14 protein-coding genes are annotated in these 19,629 nt (G+C 39.1%); 5 read left to right on the forward strand and 9 right to left on the reverse strand.

Annotation, left to right across the window (positions count from 1 at the left end; genetic code table 11):
- Nucleotides 1–316: 316 nt before the first annotated feature.
- On the forward strand, nt 317–1,486 hold the full coding sequence (locus ACSQ6I_RS13745) for an IscS subfamily cysteine desulfurase (protein WP_438890876.1): 1,170 nt from the start codon (nt 317–319) through the stop codon (nt 1,484–1,486).
- A 110-nt stretch (nt 1,487–1,596) separates the two neighbouring features.
- Here ACSQ6I_RS13745 and ACSQ6I_RS13750 read toward each other — a convergent pair whose 3' ends face one another.
- Both ACSQ6I_RS13750 and ACSQ6I_RS13755 read right to left on the reverse strand, forming a co-directional pair.
- On the reverse strand, nt 1,597–3,309 hold the full coding sequence (locus ACSQ6I_RS13750) for a putative bifunctional diguanylate cyclase/phosphodiesterase (RefSeq protein ID WP_438890877.1): 1,713 nt from the start codon (nt 3,307–3,309) through the stop codon (nt 1,597–1,599).
- A gap of 326 nt (nt 3,310–3,635) precedes the next feature.
- Nucleotides 3,636–6,137: an ATP-dependent helicase gene (locus ACSQ6I_RS13755; RefSeq protein ID WP_438890878.1), complete on the reverse strand. Its 2,502-nt coding sequence runs from the start codon at nt 6,135–6,137 to the stop codon at nt 3,636–3,638.
- A gap of 136 nt (nt 6,138–6,273) precedes the next feature.
- Here ACSQ6I_RS13755 and ACSQ6I_RS13760 point away from each other — a divergent pair, with 136 nt between their 5' ends.
- Nucleotides 6,274–7,962, forward strand: coding sequence for a glycosyltransferase family 39 protein (locus ACSQ6I_RS13760; protein WP_438890879.1), 1,689 nt, complete (start codon nt 6,274–6,276; stop codon nt 7,960–7,962).
- Nucleotides 7,963–8,124: 162 nt separating this feature from the next.
- Here the strand turns inward: ACSQ6I_RS13760 and ACSQ6I_RS13765 are convergent, their stop codons facing one another.
- Nucleotides 8,125–9,210, reverse strand: a complete 1,086-nt coding sequence (locus ACSQ6I_RS13765) for a RuBisCO accumulation factor 1 (protein WP_438890880.1) — start codon at nt 9,208–9,210, stop codon at nt 8,125–8,127.
- 347 nt (nt 9,211–9,557) lie between these two features.
- Here ACSQ6I_RS13765 and ACSQ6I_RS13770 point away from each other — a divergent pair, with 347 nt between their 5' ends.
- The 3 genes from ACSQ6I_RS13770 (at nt 9,558) to ACSQ6I_RS13780 (ending at nt 12,680) form a co-directional block, all read left to right on the forward strand.
- Nucleotides 9,558–10,508 (forward strand): response regulator, encoded by a 951-nt coding sequence (locus ACSQ6I_RS13770; protein ID WP_438890881.1) that lies wholly within the window; start codon nt 9,558–9,560, stop codon nt 10,506–10,508.
- A gap of 117 nt (nt 10,509–10,625) precedes the next feature.
- On the forward strand, nt 10,626–11,315 hold the full coding sequence (ubiE, locus tag ACSQ6I_RS13775; protein WP_438890882.1) for a bifunctional demethylmenaquinone methyltransferase/2-methoxy-6-polyprenyl-1,4-benzoquinol methylase UbiE: 690 nt from the start codon (nt 10,626–10,628) through the stop codon (nt 11,313–11,315).
- Between the two features lie 129 nt (nt 11,316–11,444).
- Nucleotides 11,445–12,680: a DUF445 domain-containing protein gene (locus ACSQ6I_RS13780; protein ID WP_438890883.1), complete on the forward strand. Its 1,236-nt coding sequence runs from the start codon at nt 11,445–11,447 to the stop codon at nt 12,678–12,680.
- A 204-nt stretch (nt 12,681–12,884) separates the two neighbouring features.
- Here the strand turns inward: ACSQ6I_RS13780 and ACSQ6I_RS13785 are convergent, their stop codons facing one another.
- The 6 genes from ACSQ6I_RS13785 to aroQ all read right to left on the reverse strand — a co-directional run bounded on the left by ACSQ6I_RS13785 (nt 12,885) and on the right by aroQ (nt 19,366).
- Entirely contained in the window at nt 12,885–13,238 is a 354-nt protein-coding gene (locus tag ACSQ6I_RS13785) for a GIY-YIG nuclease family protein (RefSeq protein ID WP_438890885.1), read from the reverse strand.
- A 27-nt stretch (nt 13,239–13,265) separates the two neighbouring features.
- On the reverse strand, nt 13,266–14,558 hold the full coding sequence (locus ACSQ6I_RS13790) for an IS1096 element passenger TnpR family protein (protein ID WP_438890886.1): 1,293 nt from the start codon (nt 14,556–14,558) through the stop codon (nt 13,266–13,268).
- A 69-nt stretch (nt 14,559–14,627) separates the two neighbouring features.
- On the reverse strand, nt 14,628–14,759 hold the full coding sequence (locus ACSQ6I_RS13795) for a hypothetical protein (protein ID WP_438890888.1): 132 nt from the start codon (nt 14,757–14,759) through the stop codon (nt 14,628–14,630).
- A gap of 239 nt (nt 14,760–14,998) precedes the next feature.
- Nucleotides 14,999–17,629, reverse strand: a complete 2,631-nt coding sequence (locus ACSQ6I_RS13800; RefSeq protein ID WP_438890890.1) for an HD family phosphohydrolase — start codon at nt 17,627–17,629, stop codon at nt 14,999–15,001.
- 275 nt (nt 17,630–17,904) lie between these two features.
- On the reverse strand, nt 17,905–18,831 hold the full coding sequence (locus ACSQ6I_RS13805; RefSeq protein ID WP_438890891.1) for an ADP-ribosylglycohydrolase family protein: 927 nt from the start codon (nt 18,829–18,831) through the stop codon (nt 17,905–17,907).
- Between the two features lie 82 nt (nt 18,832–18,913).
- Nucleotides 18,914–19,366 carry a type II 3-dehydroquinate dehydratase gene (gene aroQ, locus ACSQ6I_RS13810; protein ID WP_438890892.1) on the reverse strand — a complete coding sequence of 151 codons (453 nt, stop codon included), beginning with the start codon at nt 19,364–19,366 and terminating at the stop codon, nt 18,914–18,916.
- Nucleotides 19,367–19,629 lie beyond the last annotated feature (263 nt).

Genomic DNA, 19,629 nt, shown 5'->3' on the forward strand with positions numbered 1-19,629 from the left:
CTCACAGTTTTGACAGCAATAAAATTCATGTATCTATAACTACAGATTTTCTGGCAATAAGTATTTCTGACTTGACACTCTTCCACAGGGGAATTTTTGCGAATTACTCAGGATTTTGTTAAATTTTCTACAGTAGTTTTATCATTTTTTCTCAAAATGTTAAGTACTTTAAACTTTATCTCACTGTGTCATGTTAATAAAATAACATAATTATCCAGAGCTTTTAAAATAGAAATAGCACCTCTATGATCTGAAATAATGAACTTTATCAAGTTCTAAGAATTTTAAAAAAAATAGGTCAAATTTTGAGTTAATTATGTCTAATCGTCCTATCTATCTCGATAATCATGCAACCACTCCTGTAGATGAACGAGTATTAACAGCAATGATTCCTTACTTTACCGAAAAGTTTGGTAATGCAGCTAGTATTAGTCATGTTTACGGTTGGGAATCAGAAGCTGCTGTTAAACAAACACGGGAAATTTTAGCAGATGCAATTAACGCCACACCAGAAGAAATTGTCTTTACCAGTGGTGCAACAGAAGCAAATAATTTAGCAATTAAAGGTATAGCAGAAGCTTATTTTCAAAAAGGTCAACATATTATTACTGTTGCAACGGAACATAAGGCAGTTTTAGATCCTTGCGAATATTTAAAAAGTCTAGGTTTTGGCATAACAATTCTGCCAGTTCAAAAAGATGGATTAATTGATTTAAATGAGTTAGAAAAAGCTTTACGTCCTGACACAATTTTAGTGTCTGTGATGGCAGCAAATAATGAAATTGGGGTTTTACAACCTTTGGCAGAAATTGGAAAAATGTGCCATCAACGCCAAATCATTTTTCACACAGATGCAGCCCAAGCTATTGGTAAAATATCCTTAGATGTGGAAGCGATGAACATTGATTTAATGTCTCTCACTGCCCATAAAGTATACGGTCCAAAGGGTATTGGGGCGTTATATGTTCGCAGACGCAACCCTAGAGTTAAAATTGCTCCCCAGCAGCATGGAGGTGGACACGAACGGGGAATGCGTTCTGGTACGTTGTATACACCGCAAATTGTCGGTTTTGGTAAAGCTGTGGCAATTGCTTTGGAAGAACAAGAGACAGAAAACCAACGTCTAATGGAATTAAGAGAAAGATTGTGGAAACATTTATCTACTGTAGAGGGAATTCATTTAAATGGACATCCTCAAAAGCGATTAGCAGGAAATTTAAATATTAGTGTTGAAGGTGTAGATGGTGCTGCACTTTCTCTGGGTTTACAACAAGTAATGGCCGTGTCTTCTGGTTCTGCTTGTTCTTCAGCAAATACTGCACCTTCCTATGTTCTCACAGCGTTGGGAAATTCAGAACAGTTAGCCTATGCTTCGGTGCGCTTTGGGATTGGCAGATTCAATACTTTTGAAGAAATAGATACGATCGCACAACAGGTAATTTCTACTGTTCAAAGTTTGCGTAAACAGGTAAGCAAGGTTGGGTAGAAAGATTGGCTAAAGCCAGTTGAGGTATCTCACTCAACCGAGAACCGCTATATCGTCCTAACCTAACCTACCCTACAAATTGGGAATTTTTTTATTTGGAAGTCCCTCACCTACACTTTCTCTAGTTGAAGACTCTGAGAACTGTTATTGAGCATTTCTACAATTTTCTCAGCAGGTGCAGGACGACTGATGTAGTAACCTTGACCTTCATCGCATCCCCGCTTTTTCAGGTAATTAAGCTGTTCTTCTGTTTCTATCCCTTCGGCTGTGATGTTTAATCGCAGACTTTTAGCTAAGGCAATGATGGCATCTGTCACCGCTGCACTATCAGGATTAGATGTTACATCTTGGACAAATGATTGATCAATTTTGAGAATATGAACAGGTAGACGTTTCAAATAATTTAGGGAAGAATAGCCAGTACCAAAGTCATCTAAAGCCAGTAATATGCCAAGTTCTCTTAATTGTTTGAGGGTCGTAATCGAGTTCTGAATATTACTGATTAAGAAGCTTTCTGTTACTTCTAATTCCAAAAAAGATGCGTCTAGTTCCGTTTCTTTTAGAACTTGGCTAACAACATCTACTAAATTGGATTGTTCAAATTGTAAAGCTGAGAGATTTACTGATATACGAATTGGGGGAAGTCCGGCAAGTTGCCAAGCACGTATTTGTTTGCAAGCACTTCGCAATACCCATTCACCAATTGGTACAATTAAACCATTTGCTTCGGCAATGGGAATGAACTTTGCTGGAGAAATTAAACCTTTGGTGCTATGCTGCCAACGAACTAATGCCTCCATTGCAACTATTTGTCCACTATGGAAATCAATCATAGGTTGGTAATAAACCAATATCTCTTCGCGTTCTAAGGCTTCATGTAATTCATTTTCTAATATCAGGCGCTCCTGTAATTGGGTATTAATATCTGATGAATAAAATTGGTATTGACTACGTCCTTGTTGGATTGCTTTGTGAAGTGCTATGTGAGCTTCTTGCAAAAGGTTCTCTACACTTTCAGGATGCTCTATGCTATTGATTGTAATTCCAAAACTGACTGTGATATGAATCTGGCTACCCTCTATTAAGAATGGTTTGGCAATGCTACTCTGTATTAACTGTGAGAGTTTAATTAAACCCTCAAAAGAATGTATTTCTGTCCTGGCAATGACAAATTCTTCTCTGTTGATATGTCCAAGAATATCTGTTTGAGCTATGCAGGTAGTTAAACGTTGAACAACTTGTCTTAAGAGGATGTTTGATTTTTCATGACCCAAACCATGATTGATGTTGGCGAAATCATCAATACTAAATAAAAGTAAAGCTATGATCCATTCATGACTATGGGATTGTAATGTGGTCTGGTAGACGCGATCGCTAAACAACTCCCGATTAGGTAATCCAGTTATATTGTTGTAGTTAGTGATGTAGTGAATTAATTCATCTAACTTATGGAGAGTTTGTGAAGTATCAGCCATCAAAGTTCCCGCTTCATCCGCGAATTTTGTCGGTAGTTTAGGTAAAGCCTTATCGCTTAGATATTCTTGTAAGGCTTTAGATGTCAAAATGACTGGAGCAAGTAAGTAATTGAGTATATATAGGGTAATGGCTGTACCCGCTAAAGTAGCCAAAAGAGCAATTAACAGAACTCGTAATGTCATCTCTGTAGAAAAGGAATTAGAGATGAGGAAACTAACAAGTAATGTCAAAAGAGGTATGTGCGTACCTAAAAACGCCACCAACATAATTTTGGCAGTGTAACTTTTTTTAACCCAACGAAAACGATCTAAGGATGAGTATAGATAAAGTTTTTGATTGCGTCGCATAAATTTTGTATGAAGATTGAAAATTAGATAGTGAAATCTTAAAAAGGTGTGATAATGATTTGTAAAATTTGTATTTTTACAGTCGATAAAACACCCTAATTTTTAATATTCCCAATCTACAATCCAAAGTTTCTATCGTTTTTGATAATTAGAAATTTTTCTACCCAAGTAAGTTGGAGAAAAAATTCAATGTATATGAATAAATACAAATTCTGCATAGGGTGGGTTGTGTCGTAGGCTAACGTACCTTAAATTCTTGACGGTGCGTTACGCTGCGCGACAACACACCCTACATTTAAATTTCTTCACCAAATTTTCAGCAAGCCCTACTTAACTACGTTTTTGGGAAACTGGCGCTTTAAGGCTGCAAAAACAGGACAGGGGGCTGAAGCTTGCAAATTATGCGGTTTATTCCAAGTGAAGGGCGCTTGTTGAGCCGCAGACATCCATAACAGCCGCTTGGCTCTGGTCATGGCAACATAGAGTAAACGGTATTCTTCAGCCATTTTCAGATATTTTGCATCTTCCCAAGCTTGGCTGATATTGGGGATGGTGTTGGTGTGGAGTACGGCACGAATTTGGGCGCGAGCGACTTCTGATAAGGTAAAATCACCTAAAAATTGGCTTTGGGGTGGAACCCAAAATCTACCAGGAATGAGGTTTTCGTGCAGAAAGGGCAAAAACACATAATCCCAATCTAGCCCTTTGGCTTTGTGCATGGTGATGATTGTGAGTTGACCTGGTTGGGTATATTGTTCGTCCAGATTTTCTGTGTCTACTGGTTCAAACCGTTCGGAACTGACGATTTCACTTAAAGCGGAAAGCATTGCTTCCATTGAGGTGTTACCGAAGAGTTGCTGGTTTACTCTTTCTGCAAGTTTGTCAGCGGTTGCTAATTCTGCTTGGTCATAATTTAAGGTTAAGGCGAAGAAGGAAATAATCTGATACAAGGGCAGTTCTAGACGAGCGCGGAGTAAGCTACAACACAAATGGGCAGTTTTTTGGACTATATCTGTTTGCGGTGCGGCTAGGGGACCAGGATATAAAAATTCTTCTGGAACACTGGCGAGGGCGTTGAGGTCTTGGGTAGGAATTAATTGACGTTGGACTAGGACATCGAGGGCGGCTTTGAGTTGTCCGGGAGAGTGGGGGCGATCGCAAAATTGCAATAATGATAAAATTTCTTGGGGTACATGAGAACGTCTTTCTCGCTCTCCCACGTCATAAAGTTTGATGTTATGTTCTTTGCATATCGGTTCTAAAGCCTCCCCTAACCATCTTCCTTGGCGATTTTCTCGCACTAACACTGCCGCACAGGATTTGGGATCTTGGGTGAATAACTCAACTACTCTCTGGGAAAGTAATTCAACTGTTTGATGAATATCTACAGGGGTATAAAGTTCAAGTCCCCTCCCCACTGGTGCGGGATTAGCATTTGTCTGAGGATCATTGATATCCACAGGGTGAATTGTCTGCACCAGAAATGGAGTTTCGCCTTTATTGGTTGTTGACCACTGATTATTCACCCACTCCAACGCAAAGTTAGCTGCTGCAATAATAATTCTCGTACTCCGACCGGCTTGATCCATTGTTGCCAATCTTTGATCAAGATGACATTTTTTACAAAAATCCCGGAAATAAATCGGGTCAGCAGGAGTAAAAGTTGAATTAATCGCCTGGTTAGGATCACCTACTCGCACTAGGTTGAGTTTAGGAATGCTAAGTAAAGAACTATCAAAATCAGCCCCATCCCCCTGCCCCCTGCTCCCTGCCCCCTGCTCCCCGCCCCCTGCCCCCTGAGCGAAGTCGAAGGGCTGCTCCCGTTCGGCTACGCTCACGGCAAGCCTGCTCCCTAGTCCATCTCCCTCACTGGCCAATATTTCTAATAACTGCGTCTGAAGTGGGCTAGAATCCTGGGCTTCGTCTTCAAAAACGGCGAAAACTTGATTTTGCTCTATACGACGGGCGCTGTCGTTTTCTAGAACTCGTAAAGCAGCTAAAATCATATCGTCGTAGTCGATGAAGTCTGGCGACATATCTGATGGGTTGCGTCTACGCATTAAGTTTTCATATTCCTCATACAATCCTGCCGCAACTTGCAAAATTGCATACTTATCGGTAGTTTTTTGACTCCATTTTTTTAATTGTTCTGGTGTTATTCCTGAGCTTTTCGCTTCATGAATGACGGTATAAGCTAAATCTGGTAATACTTCTGTTCGCAATACTGACTGACGACGCAGTTTTTCTGTTTCTTCACCATCAAATTGTTTACCTGCAAGTAAATGAGAATATTGTTCGGTATTATGAATAATCCATTGTTCTATGGCTAGACGAATGAAACGATGGCTTTGGTTAGGGGTAATTAATGTGACATTTTCTAGCTGCAAACCGGATAAGTGAGGATGACGGCTGGCAATGTTTAAGGCTAAACCATGCAGGGTATAGACGGCAAAGCCTGTTTGCGGTAAAGATAATTTATCTCGTAAGCATTCGCGGATTTTTGCTTTAATGTTGGCAGCAGCGGAACGGGTAAAGGTGACGACTACCAATTGACGACGGTAATTGTTTCCTGTGGAAAGGGAATGTTGATATTGACGTGCGATCGCGATCGCAGCTGCATCTGCCATCCCTCTAGATTTACCCGCACCAGGAACAGCAGACACAGCTAATGATCCATGTTCCCAGTCGGCCATTTGCTTTTGTCCAGGTCGCAAACTATCACGAATGGCTACAATGTTGTCGTTTAATTTAGCAAAGGAGGATTGCTGATTTGCTTCTAGATCAAGGTTTTCTTGATGTTCTAAATCAGTAAAATTATTTTTAGACATATAAATATTTAGACTTTTATTTTAATTATGACAGCGCAGATATGAATAATATTCATTGATTAAATAATTGCTCTTCCCAATCACCGACCCCCAACAGATATGATAAGTATTCAAACGAACATGACATAAATCAATAATGACAAATCGCAAACTTTTTATACATGATTTGGGTTTAACTGGAACGATACCTGCATTGGGTATTGCGATCGCTATTGGTGCTATTTTGCGCTTTTGGCATCTAGATTTAAAACCCCTCTGGCTCGATGAAATAATTACGGCTATTTTCAGTTTGGGTAAAAACTACCGTGATTTACCTTTGGATGTTCTCTTTCCCCTCAACCAAATTCAGGAAATTTTTGCTTTTCAACCAGGTGTTAGCTGCCCTCAAATTGCCGAAAATCTTGCTAATTATTCCACTCACCCACCGCTGTTTTTTTGCTGGATGTACAGTTGGTTAGGGTTTTTGCATCCCTTGGATATAGAGTGGATGGCTAAATTGCGATCGCTACCAGCTTTATTTGGTGTGGCTACAATCCTAGCAATTTATGGAGTCAATCGCATTGCTTTTTCTCCCACATCGGGAATTATGGCAGCATTTTTGATGGCATTATCCCCCTTTGCTGTTTACCTGTCCCAAGAAGCAAGGCACTACACTCTACCTATGCTCATAATTACTTTAGCATTATTCTTGCTCATGCAAATTCAGCAAGATATCTTTCACAAACAAAGATTACATTTTTGGGTTTGGCTCTTATGGGCAATTATTAATAGTATCGGTCTTTATGTTCACTATTTTTTTAGTATAGCATTTATCGCCGAAGTTGCCACACTAGTACTGCTAATTTATCGGGGTAAAAGTAATATTTTAAAACTCCGTCAAGTCTGTTTATATCTAATTATCTTTACCTGTTCTATTATTATTAGCTTCATACCCTGGGTACTAGTTATAGTCAGCCATTTACGTCGTTCAGAAACTAATTGGTTGCCATCTGCTCATCATGTTGAACCGATCTATCAAACTTTGATCACCTGGATGTTGATGATAATTACTCTCCCAGTAGAAAATCAGCCTTTATTAATTGCAATTTTTTGTAGTTTTCTCATGGTTGTATTTATGATTTGGGCTGGGTGGCAAGTCTTGCCAAATTTAAAGTTACTATGGTTAAAAAGTACAACCCATTTGCCTACGTTCACACTTTTAAGTTTTACTTTTTTTGTATTATTACAATTTTTATTTATTGCTTATTTATTAGGTAAAGATATTACGGTTGTTCCTCGTTATCATTTTGTCTATTATCCTAGTTTTTGCGCTCTATTAGCAGCCAGTTTAGAAAAAATCAAAATTCCCAAATTTGTCTTTTTATTGGTTGGTTTAATCAGTTGTATTTTTGTGCTTTCTAATTTAGCATTTCAAAAACCCTTCCAACCTGAAAAAGTTGCCCAAAATATGAATTTTGAACCTGCTGTACCATTAATGTTGGTGGTGGGATATGACAATTATCAAGATGTCGCTGGGGGATTAAGTTTCGCTTTGGCATTGGAACGACTTAGAAGTCATGAAATCACAAGCCAATTACAGAAAGATAGTTTGGTTTTTTTAGATAAAGCTGCTGATTTTTCTACCTTCAGTAACAAGCTTTCTCAAATTTCTATGGCAGATATATCTCAGTTTAATTTATGGTTCGTAGGTTCAAGCATGAGAAAACGGGATTATCCACCAAAGTTGACACTTACATCTGGTAAAACTACTTGTAATATAGAACCTACCCAACACTACCGCACTGGTCAATTCCCCTATCAACTTTATCGTTGCAATAATTCATAATTGGTTAGGACTTACGCAAAAAACCCTCAAACTCTTATTTCTCCGTGTCCTCTGCGTCCTCTGCGGTTCGATATTCCTTCGATATTCCGTAACTCGTGCGTAAGTCCTATTGGTAATTGGGGAATGGTAAAACTCTTCTTACCAATCACCAATCACCTAACCTTATTCGTCAATCTGCCAAGAATCCTTGGTAAATTCTTCATCAAGAACTTTCTTAGGACGTAAAATAACGATTATTTTTCCGAGTATGGTATTTTCTGGGGCAGTATCAAACCACTGAAAATCAATTTCACCGGAGTTATCGACGACAAAGTAGCTGGAAATATCCCATTCTCTTTGTGCGCGATCTATAACGACTAGCACCGGTTCTGTTTTGGTTAGGGTTGGGTTAGGGAAGATATCGCTACTGGCAATAATTACTACTGGATCTTCAGCAGATCGTAGTACTTGCCAACCTGGTAAGGATACCCAAGCTTGTTCTCCGGCAAATTTGACAATCCGAAATGGTCCAATCTCTGTAATTAGGGGTACAGCTTGTATATCTTGCGGTGTCAATGGCAACTCACCAACTACAGGTACAATCCGGGGTAATTCTTCATCTGACTCTAGACGGAAAAAGGGAAGAATTGGAGCAGAGCGTTGAACAACTGCGGTAAAATCCATTAATAGTTGTTCGATTTGTTTTCTAGCTGTTTGTGAATGAACAAATCGTAATGCTTTGGCTATTAAGCGCGATCGCTCTTGTAAATCAGAATTTTGTCTTGCTAATTTCCAAATTTGATAAGCTACAGCATCCCCAGGATTGGCTGTAAAACCTGTTGGTGGGGCAGAAAATCGAGAAAAATCTCTAATTGATTTAGCAATCTCCCTTGCTTCGTCTACGTCGAGTTTGTGAAGAAAAATCAAATCGGCGGCTGCGGCTCGGTCTTCTTGGGTAAGTAGGCGCAGTTCATATAGAATATCACTAGCCCTTTCACCATAGTATGCCTTTGTAGCTTCGGATGCACCAAACTTTTCTAAACAACTGTAAACCTGTGAGCCAACAATTACCTGATTTTGTTGACTTGGCTCAAATCCAGTAGCTTCAAAAATTTCTTGAGGATTGTAACCGTTTTTTTGTAGGTAAGCGATCGCAGTTCCCCATTCCACCCAGTTACCTTGTTTTTGTCTTAACTTGACTAATAATTCTTGTGCTGTATCGTTAGTAGCGTTCTCAGTATCTTGAGTATTGGTTGGTAGTTCAGTCATAATCTAAAGTGTAAGCTTTAACTTAATATGGTGATTCTGTGAGATTTAAAGTATGGACTTCGTGGCTGGCATTGGCTTTTAGTATCTGCCTGATGCCGGAATTTTATTAATCAAGGTGTAATTAAAATATGTTACAGCTTAACCTGGACAGCATATCCTAATTCTAATCTCTAAAGTGCTAATCTCTTGTCAGATCAGAATCTTGATCAACTCTTACTGAAACTAGGAGTATGATTTACGCCACCCTATCAGGAGTGTTTTACCCATTACCGATTACCCAATCCCCTATTCTCAAGTTAGCCTTGTATGGAATATAACCAAATTGTAAAGAAGATATAAAACAACTTATGGATAACCTCAATATGGACATTGAGCAGGTACGCTCTCAAGCGAGTAATCGTGAACGCCCAACAAAACTCAAAATTCTTGTAGTTGATGATGAACCAGATAATCTGGATTTGCTGTATCGCACCTTTCGCCGTGATTTTAATGTCCTCAAAGCTGACAGTGGTGTAAATGCGCTGCAATTGTTGGAGGAAGAGGGTGAAGTGGCGGTAATTATATCCGATCAGCGGATGCCAGAAATGAAAGGAACCGAATTTCTGAGCAGGACATTACCACAATTTCCCGATACAGTCAGAATTATTCTCACTGGATTTACTGATATTGAAGACTTGGTAGAGGCTATTAATTCCGGTCAAGTTTTCAAATACATCACCAAACCTTGGGACTCTGGAGAATTAAAGGATGTAGTGCAAAGAGCAGCGGCAACTTATGATCTGCTCAAGCAAAGAACTGAAGAATTGCGCCGTGCTAATGCCCAAATGGATCTGCTGACGGTTTTGGTCGAAGTCACTCAAGCAGCTTCCAGTTTAGAAGCAACTCTGGCTCCCATTGCTAAAGCTTGTAGTAAAACTTTTAACGCAGACGGCTGTATTGTGCAACTGCTGGAAGGGGAAACTCTAGTTGGAACTCAAGGGGTATACAGTGAGACGGGCATGATTGAAAATTGGCTCTCTCAAGATGTACTAGCAAAAGCAGCGATCGCAACTGGTCAAATACAATCATCTCTAAATATACCTAAAGACCCTAATCTCAGTAGTCTTGCCTACTACCAAGCCGCTGGAGTTCAAGCACATTTAATTATCCCCATTGTTTATCGGCAGAAAATGTTGGGGGTATTATCCCTACAGTGGCAAAAACCTTGTATTTTAAGAACCGATGAACTCAAACTCATCCATTTATCGGTGGAACTATTAGCGATCGCTCTATCGAGTAGTTATACTGCAAACGGGTGAAACCTAGACCTCATGTCATACTGTATCCCTCTCTGGAACCGCAGGCAAGCTACAGAATGACACTTTATAAACTGTTTCTTAGTATACCAATCTCAAATTTAAAAACTTATCTGATTAATGACCAACGAAATTCGTGACATTTTTGACCGTATTGCTCCAGTGTATGACCAATTGAATGATTGGTTAAGTCTGGGACAACACCGCATATGGAAAGAAATGACAGTCAAATGGAGTGCAGCTAAACCTGGAGATACTTGCTTGGATTTGTGTTGTGGTAGTGGCGATTTAACCTTTCGGTTAGCCCGACGTGTAGAAGTGACAGGAAAGGTATATGGTGTAGACTTTTCCTGCAACTTACTCACAACGGCCAAAGAACGCAACCACAAATATTACCCCCAAACAGAAATCACTTGGCTAGAAGCTGACGTGCTAAATTTACCCTTTGATGACAATCAATTTGATGCCATCACAATGGGGTATGGTTTAAGAAATGTTAAAGATATTCCCCTCAGTCTCCAAGAAATATATCGTGTTCTTAAGCCTGGTGGCAAAGCAGCTATTTTAGACTTTCATCGACCCAGTCATGGCATATTCCGTACCTTTCAGCAGTGGTATTTAGATAATTTCGTTGTTCCCCTAGCCACAAATCTAGGCGTGAAGGAAGAATACGCTTATATCAGTCCCAGCTTAGACCGCTTCCCCATTGGTAAAGAGCAGGTAAATTTAGCACAAAAAGCTGGTTTTGTCAATAGCGTACATTATCCCATTTCTAGCGGTATGATGGGAGTGCTAGTAGTAAATAAATGATTGGTAATTGGAAGCAGAAGCCAGGAGTCAGGAGCCAGAAGTTTTTTAATTGATTTCTTCCCCATCTCCCTCACCCTCTTCTCTTCATCTCTCCCAGTCCCTTGTCCTCGTTTCCTAATCCAAAATCCTGTGGATTGGTCTCATCTTTGGCTTTATGTATCACCCCCTATCTTGGGTGGAGTTATCGGCTATTTCACCAACGATATAGCCATCAAAATGCTATTTCGCCCCTACCAAGCTATTTATATTCTGGGGCGGAGAGTACCTTTTACTCCCGGATTGATTCCCCGTAATCAAGAAAGGTTAGCAAAAAACATTTCTGATACCATTATGGGGTCGCTGTTAACGCCAGATGAATTACAAAAACTGGCGCGACGACTTCTACAAACAGAAAGAGTAAAAAGTGCAATTCTCTGGTTATTGCAGTTAGCAATTGAACAAGTCCAAGGTGATAAAAACCAGAAAAGTGTCAAAATTGTCGCGGGAATTTTACGTGATTTATTAGGAGAGTCATTACCACGCCTTCTCAAGGTATTAGCACGACAAGAAAATTTTTTAGAAGCGCAAATCAACCAAATTTTTGACCAGATTTTACTGGAATTTCAACTGAGTGAAGAACAATCGACACGGTTAGCTGATTGGTTATTGGAAGTAGTTTTACCACCAGATGTGTTAAGACAAGCGATAGTTGATTTTTTAACTGATCGCACAATTCAAACTATTGATGATAGCTTTCGAGAAAAAACCAGCGGTACTTATTGGGTAGTAGCTAATTTATTCGGTTTACGTAATACTCTCACACGATTGCGGACATTTTGTTTAGATGAAAAAGAAGCTACTAATAAGCGATTGCAAGAATTAATTCAAGATTTGCAAATGCGCGATCGCTTCAAAAAATTGTTACAAGATTTATCTTTCCAAAACTTACCAATTGGTACAGTCCGTCAACTCAGAAAAACAACGAGAGATAGTGTTCGTCATTATCTCCAAAACAGTGGTAGTGATTTGTTAAAAGAATTAACAGAATCAGCAGACTGGGAAAATATTGCTGGATTACTTCTCAAGCGTTTGAGTAATTCACCAGTTGTCAGTACTTCTTTAGAAGTCGTTTCTGAAGAGTTAGCGTTAATTTTGGAACGGTATTTAGAAAGAGATTTAGAAGCAATTGTCACCCAAGTAATTCCTATTTTATCTATAGATCAAGTCATTATCGACCGAGTAAAATCAACTTCACCTGCTGATTTAGAAGCCGCAATTGAGGGAATTGTAAAAAATGAATTACAGGCAATTGTGACTTTAGGTGGTATTTTGGGTTTTGTTGTCGGGTTATTTCAAGTAGGATTTTTAATTTTGAGTCGATATTAAAATAATTCGTTGCTAATTAGGGCTTGGTCGGCGAGTAAAGCTGTCAAGGGAAGCGATCGCAGAAAATGAATGATTCACTATTGTCATTGCGACCGAAGGGAAGCAATCGCAAAATCTATCGGTGAAGACGAGATTGCTTCACTCCACTTCGTTACATATGGCTAACGCCTCCCGTCAGGGATACGCAATGACATACCATTATCATTACAATAAACTTTTATACAAGTCTCGCCATTCTTGATTAATGCTATTAATCAAATCAATTTTCTTTTGTCTAGAACCAGCTTTAATTTGTTTTTCTCTAGCAATAGCACTGGTAGCATCTGTAAAAATTTCGTAATAAACCAATTTAGTAACATTATATTTTTTCGTAAATCCTTCTATTAATTTTTCTTTGTGTTCATAACCTCTTCTGATTAGGTCATTTGTTACACCTGTATAAAGCACTTTATTATGGTTATTTGTCATGATATAAATGTAAAAATGCTTATCCATTGGTCTAAATAGGGCTTGCTGATAGCGTAGCGTGGCGTAGCCATAAAAGTCTTTTTTTACCAATCTATTTTACTTTAAATAAAGTTAATTTTAATTGTCATCAGGTTTTCTAAAATCTGCCTTCCATTCGTCTTCTATCAAATAGACCATATATTCTTCTTCTTGCACTGGTGGTAGCCCATGAGATTCTAAAACTTGTGGTTGTTGTATCTCCCCATTATCATGGTCAATTTTTTCTAGATATAAATCAAATTCCCATTCATTCCGTAAATCAAAGATAAATTGTAAATGATTTTCTACTTCTAGGGATAAATCACCTAAACGAAAATCGCTAGTATCGGGGTTAAACTCTAGTTCAGCATGGTCTAATTCAAAAATTCTGCCCATGCGGTTTTGGTGAATAAATCTGTATAGGTGTCGAGGGTCAAAATCAAAAGCTTCGACAATTGCTGTAGCTACTTCATCTAAATTTAAATGACTAGGAATAGCAATGCGTCGCCAAGCATTATGTAAAGTGACTTTAAATATATAAGTACCTTCAGTAAAACCGCCTTCTGCAATCACTAAAGTTTGTGACCATTCAGGGAAATAGGGTTGAAAATAAGGTTTTAAAGTCTCAAAAGCTATCCGAAAATCCTGCCGAAATTGGGCATAATTTTCTATTTTGATATCTGTACGGCTTTCTGTTAATACAGCCATAATTGCATTACCCCAAGGCAAAGGTTTAACATCAGTAAAACGCCAGCCTTTAGAGGGTTGTGGTTTTCCTGATGTCAGTTCAATTAAGCCAAATAAATGCAAAAGAGCGAGATTATGGAAACCAGGATAATATAATTTATCTTGTTCTGAATAATTATTAAATTTTAATCCTGCTTCTGGGATATCTCCCCAAAATAATAAACATAGATATGCTTGATCAAACATATCTCTTTCGTCACCTAATAGTTTATTGTCTCCCCAAACTAACCAAGATTCTAATAGTGTAAAATATTGTTCTGTGGGGTTGAGATTATGCCAAATTTGGAGAATTTTTGGATCTAAAACTAATTTGGTCTTTTTACCTGTGGTAATTAGTTGAGATAGTCCAGAAGCGCGGAGGAGGAAATAAAGACCGTGAATATAGGGGTAAGATTTTTGGACAGGACGTTTGAGGTTAATGTCTATGGGATAACTCAACTTAGAGTTAAGTTGCTGGAAATATTTCAGGGGAAATTGGCGATGAGTGCTACTAACTTGAACGCCATCAGGTTGGAGAAATTCTAAAATAGTTTGAAAATCTTTGAGAATTTTTCCTGGGGTATGTTGACTAATGGTTTGTTGTTGAAGTAGTTGTTTTTTATCTTCCGTCAGAGGTAATTTATCTCGGATTTTATCGGGAATCATAGAATTTTAATTATCTGAATCAAGAAGAGGAATTTGTTCAGCAGTTAATGTCACAATTTGTCCATCTTGCTAAATGCTAATAGATTCTCCTAAACGGTGGTGTCTTTCTATAGCTTTAGCAATAGCGAGTTTCACTCCTGCATCAATTTGGCTAGATAATTTTTCAGGAATTGGTTTATTTACAGAAATTGGCTTATTCATTAGTAGTAATTTGTCTCCATAGTTGGGGTTGATAAATTATAGACTCTTGATTAAAAGGGCATTCAGATATTAACTGTTTGTTCAGCTTCCCACTTCTCCCGATGCTGTTTGAGGATGCGTTCAAGTAAAACTGATGCAGGTTCTAATTCCCCTTGATGTGCTGTATCTCTAAGCATAACTTGTAATAATAGAAGAACTCTTAATTTATCCAGGTTTTAGGTTGATTCAGCAAGCCCTAATTATTTTGATTTTGGATAAGCAATACGTTTATGATGAAATTGCTGCCACACATCTACAAATATTTGAGAAATTTTTGACATTTCTTCTCTTGTTAATCCAGAGTCTATTAATTGTTCATCTTGCCATTTAGCCCGGATGATATTATTCAGCATATTTAATGCTTGTTCTGGAGTAGCATCTTTAAGACTTCGCAATGCAGCCTCACAAGAATCAGCTAACATGACAATTCCTGTTTCTCTAGATTGGGGAATTGGTCCATCGTAACAAAAATCCGCTTTATTGACGATAATACTGGGGTCTTCCTTAGCCATTTGCTGGGCTTGGTGATAAAAATAAGCGATCGCCATTGAACCCTGATGTTCGGGAATAAAAGCTTGAATCGCTGTGGGTAGACTATGTTTTTTAGCCATTACCAAACCTTCAGTTACGTGCTTTTTGATAATTGCTGCACTTTGCCAAGGATCTTTAATTTCCGTCTCGTGTTTATTCGGTCCTCCCATTTGATTTTCAATAAATCCTAAAGGGTCATGCATTTTACCAATATCATGGTATAATGTCCCAGCCCTAACTAACTCCACATTGCAGCGCAGTTTTTTGGCCGCAGCTTCAGCCAGAGTCGCCACAAACAAGGTATGTTGAAAAGTACCCGGAGTTTCAGTAGCCAGTCGTTTTAACAACGGACGGTTAGGGTTAGCCAGTTCTGCCAAACGAATCGGGGTAATTAAATCAAACAGTTTTTCCAAATAAGGACTTAAACCCAAAGCGATAATACTCCAAGCCAAACCCGATACAGCAAATAACAGCGCCTCTTGCAAAACAATATACCAAGCAGAACCAAACGCCGCACCAACAAGTATATTCAAACCCAAATAAATACTGCCTTGAGTCAAGCCAACAACAATACCTAATAACGCCAATTCCTCACGAGATTTAAATCTTTGGGCGACATAACTGCCCAAGATTCCCCCCGCAGCACCAGCCAGCAGCCCAATCTTACTGATCTCCATACTCACTGGTAGTATCAGTGATAGTAGTCCGACAACCGTCACTCCCAAAGTCGGACCATAAAAGCTGCCCAACAATAAACCAATAGCACTCCATGTAGTATATGGCACACCAATTGCTAAAATACTAGGGATACTGAGAGTGAGCAATAAGATCAAAAAGCGATCGCGTTCTCGCAGGTGATTGCCAATCCGTCGTTCTACCCAAACAAAAACACCAAGGGCTGTGCTAACTAAGCCTCCTAAAAGAGTCAAAGCCAGCCAATTCACCTCTCTCCGAATCAAGTGATAATGCTCAAGCACATCAAATTTCCATTCTGTAATTCGTTCCCCCTTCTTAACGATTACTTCTCCTTGCCGCACTTTTTGCATTACCGATGGCACTTTATCCGCTTCTAATTGAGCCTTTTGTCTCGTTTGTTCTTCATCTTGCATGAGATTCGACCGGAGTACAGCCAACAAAACTTTACTTGCCAATGATTCAGCTTCACCAGGTATAGAGATTTGTACTTGTAGGCTCACGGCATCCTGTAAAATACTACGCGGCAGTCCAGGTGCTATACCTTGAGTAAGCATCCGTTCTGCACTTTGGTGTACTCCCATTTGTGTTTTTGCCCAATCCTCATCTGACAGTTGCAACAGGAAAGTTTCTGCATATACTGCCTGTGTTCGTTCAGCCTCCATTTTTACAAGTTTGTCAGTAGCTTTGGCATATCCCGATCTAATTTGGCCTATTTGGGTAATCAGTAAAGATAGATTTTTTTCTGAAGTAGTGAGGCGATAAGCTTCTAATTCTGCTAATGCTTGAGAAATATCCGTCTGTCCCTCCTTAATCAAGGGTATAGATAACGACAACAGCGGACTTCGCAAAGGTCTAGAAAATTGTTGTCTATCAGCTGGCCTTGACTTAGGCATCAACAATTTATAATTTTGTTTCTGATTATTTTCTAAAGTTATTTTTAGCTGTTGCCATTCAGACTCCAGACAAGAACGGAGATAGCGTTGGGTAGGGATAGACAAAACTGATACATCAAAAAAAGGCAAAGGCCCAGCAACAGCACGAAGTTCATTAGCATCATCGAGCAGTTGTCGCAAATGTTCGTTAATTTGTGCATTTTTTTGGGCATTAATCATCAATACAGGCTGAGAACTCGTTCTCACTGCTTTGCGCTCGTCTTCTGTTTGTTTGCGATCTTCGATACTTGCAGTATTAGGGGCAATAAATGTCTGTGGTGCAAAAGAACCAACTTTCATCTGAGGCTGGTTATATAATTCATGCCCCATTACACCTGTGAGAGATATCACGGCAATCACCAAAATTACCGCAGAACGCTTTTTATATAACCAACTGAACACAACAGCATAAATGCCATGATTAGTTTTGAAAGATTTTGGCGTTGAGTGAGGAGCTTTTCTTCCTTGTCGGTGTCCACCTTCGTCAGTGGTAGGTAACAAAAACACAAGTAAATTCTTGAGGATATTCCTGAAAAATTTTTTGTTATGACTCTGACTGCTGGGACTACTCGCCAAACCCAGCCACTTCGCTTTACGGCATAACACTTTGCACTGTCGCCGCCATTGCCTGAATTGCTGGGTCAAAGACCGCAAAAATTTCTGCGTTTTCATTACCTCTGGGTGTAGTTCCTTACTTTGATAGCCCAAAACAAGACAATCATGACTACTGCTCCATGAATTATTAGCCTATATATACATAAATTGATTCTATCGGACAGAGTTTTTTAGCAGATAACCAAAACAACTACATATCAGACAGCGGTTTTTCTTACGCATTGGTTTGTGTGAATTGTAGCAGCTGATCTGCTCTAAAAAAACTTATCCAAAACTAGATAAATCCAGATAAATTAGAAATTAATCAAATGCTTGAGTTAGAAATTTATGCTTCATCGCGGGCGAATAACGCGGGGTGCAGCAAAGATAGATAGTGGAGTCAATTCCCGATTTATGCCACATCCTTCTTTTGTGGGCTTGTTTGTATCCAGGGTAATATTATACACACCTGACCAGACTGCTACAAGTGCATCGGCTAATTCCAACATTTGGGAAAAACTGCTTAGTCCCCAGCCGGGTGAATTAATGGCTAACAGTTGCCAATTAACAGGAATGCCTGTTGTACTGTTATATGCTCCTGATAAGGCTCCAGTAATTGCGCTTCTAGGATGTGAGTCCAGACACCAAGGATCTTCTTTCCCAGAATTATCGGTAGTTCGCAAAACTGTTAGTTGCCAATCTTCTAAGGTACTCAGAAAGCAATAAAAAGCTAAGGCGACATTGCTACTTAGTGGTTCTTGTCTACTCAGTTCGGTTCGCGCCTGTTCTAATTTTGCTCTTTGAGCTAATAAGGTATTAATTTGTAATAATTTTTGTGTTAACGGTGTGGTTGTTTCTCCCAGAAAAGAAATTGTCTGGGGAATAAGGGTTAAGGGGTCGAGTTTTTCTGTGAGAGATTGAGCGATCGCATATCCTATAGCTAGGGCTGCATCTGTTACCATCGGCTCAGTATCCCAAATTTGTAATACTTGCAGTAAATTGTGTTTAAGTTTAATAGTATCTTCGTGAAAAAAAATTGCCACTGGTAAGGTCGCTAAAATTGTTTTTGCCCAAGCATGATCTGTTTTTTTCCAAACAAGAGATGCTTGTTGCTGACGCTTTAACCAATCAGCTACATCTAATCTACCCAGTGCAATTAAACTTTGGCTACCCAAAATAGCCATTTTACCTAAATCACCAGCATTCTCAATAGCTAAATTTTCTCCCAGGAATGCGCCTATAAAAATACCTCTAACCCGACTTACGAGAGAATAACGCATACAATTTTGGATTTTAGATTTTAGATTTTGGATTGTATTGCAAATGTTTAGATTCCAAAAACCAAAATCTACAACAAAACTCTTAAACTTTTTCCTTTCTTATATGATGTATCAATGCTTGTAAGCCCAACAAATAACTTTGGACACCAAAACCACTGATTTGACCAATTACCACTGGAGCTATATAAGAATGATGACGAAAATCTTCACGACGATAAATATTACTAAGATGCACCTCTACAGTTGGTAAATTCACAGCAGCGATCGCATCCCGCAAAGCCACACTAGTATGAGTATACGCCCCAGCATTAATTACAATCCCTTGATGTAGTCCTAATGCCTGGTGAATCGTATCCAGCAAGACTCCTTCATGATTTGACTGCACAGCAGTAACTTTAGCCTGTAACTTTAGTCCTTCTGCTTCTAACAGTCTATTAATTTCTACTAGGGTCAGAGAACCGTAAATTCCCGGTTCCCGCTGTCCTAGTAAATTGAGGTTTGGCCCGTGCAGTATCAAAATGCTTAAAGTTGGCAACGTTAACTCCAATCACTCCAGGTAATTAGCGACTGCGGCGACGTTCGTTCACAGGAATCGGAATTAGTTCCGGTTCCGGTTCAGCCTCTGGCCCCAGCAAGGCTCCCATTAGCTTCCGCGCTAACTCTTTAAGCTTTTCCAGTACCTTTTCTATATAATCCATTGAACTGAACGCTCCTGAGATACTACCTCAATTTTAATTAACTTTAGTCGCAGAAACTGGCGTATTATTGCACCTCTGGCTTCTAACAGGGTTAACACGT

Origin of the sequence: Anabaena sp. WFMT, assembly GCF_051781005.1 — a bacterium.
Classification (GTDB): domain Bacteria; phylum Cyanobacteriota; class Cyanobacteriia; order Cyanobacteriales; family Nostocaceae; genus Anabaena.

Coding starts and splice junctions, on each gene's coding strand:
- ACSQ6I_RS13745 (WP_438890876.1), top strand. CDS start 317: ATGTCTAATCGTCCTATCTATCTCGATAATCATGCAACCACTCCTGTA.
- ACSQ6I_RS13750 (WP_438890877.1), bottom strand. CDS start 3,309: ATGCGACGCAATCAAAAACTTTATCTATACTCATCCTTAGATCGTTTT.
- ACSQ6I_RS13755 (WP_438890878.1), bottom strand. CDS start 6,137: ATGTCTAAAAATAATTTTACTGATTTAGAACATCAAGAAAACCTTGAT.
- ACSQ6I_RS13760 (WP_438890879.1), top strand. CDS start 6,274: ATGACAAATCGCAAACTTTTTATACATGATTTGGGTTTAACTGGAACG.
- ACSQ6I_RS13765 (WP_438890880.1), bottom strand. CDS start 9,210: ATGACTGAACTACCAACCAATACTCAAGATACTGAGAACGCTACTAAC.
- ACSQ6I_RS13770 (WP_438890881.1), top strand. CDS start 9,558: ATGGATAACCTCAATATGGACATTGAGCAGGTACGCTCTCAAGCGAGT.
- ubiE (WP_438890882.1), top strand. CDS start 10,626: ATGACCAACGAAATTCGTGACATTTTTGACCGTATTGCTCCAGTGTAT.
- ACSQ6I_RS13790 (WP_438890886.1), bottom strand. CDS start 14,558: ATGATTCCCGATAAAATCCGAGATAAATTACCTCTGACGGAAGATAAA.
- ACSQ6I_RS13795 (WP_438890888.1), bottom strand. CDS start 14,759: ATGAATAAGCCAATTTCTGTAAATAAACCAATTCCTGAAAAATTATCT.
- ACSQ6I_RS13800 (WP_438890890.1), bottom strand. CDS start 17,629: ATGAAAACGCAGAAATTTTTGCGGTCTTTGACCCAGCAATTCAGGCAA.
- ACSQ6I_RS13805 (WP_438890891.1), bottom strand. CDS start 18,831: ATGCGTTATTCTCTCGTAAGTCGGGTTAGAGGTATTTTTATAGGCGCA.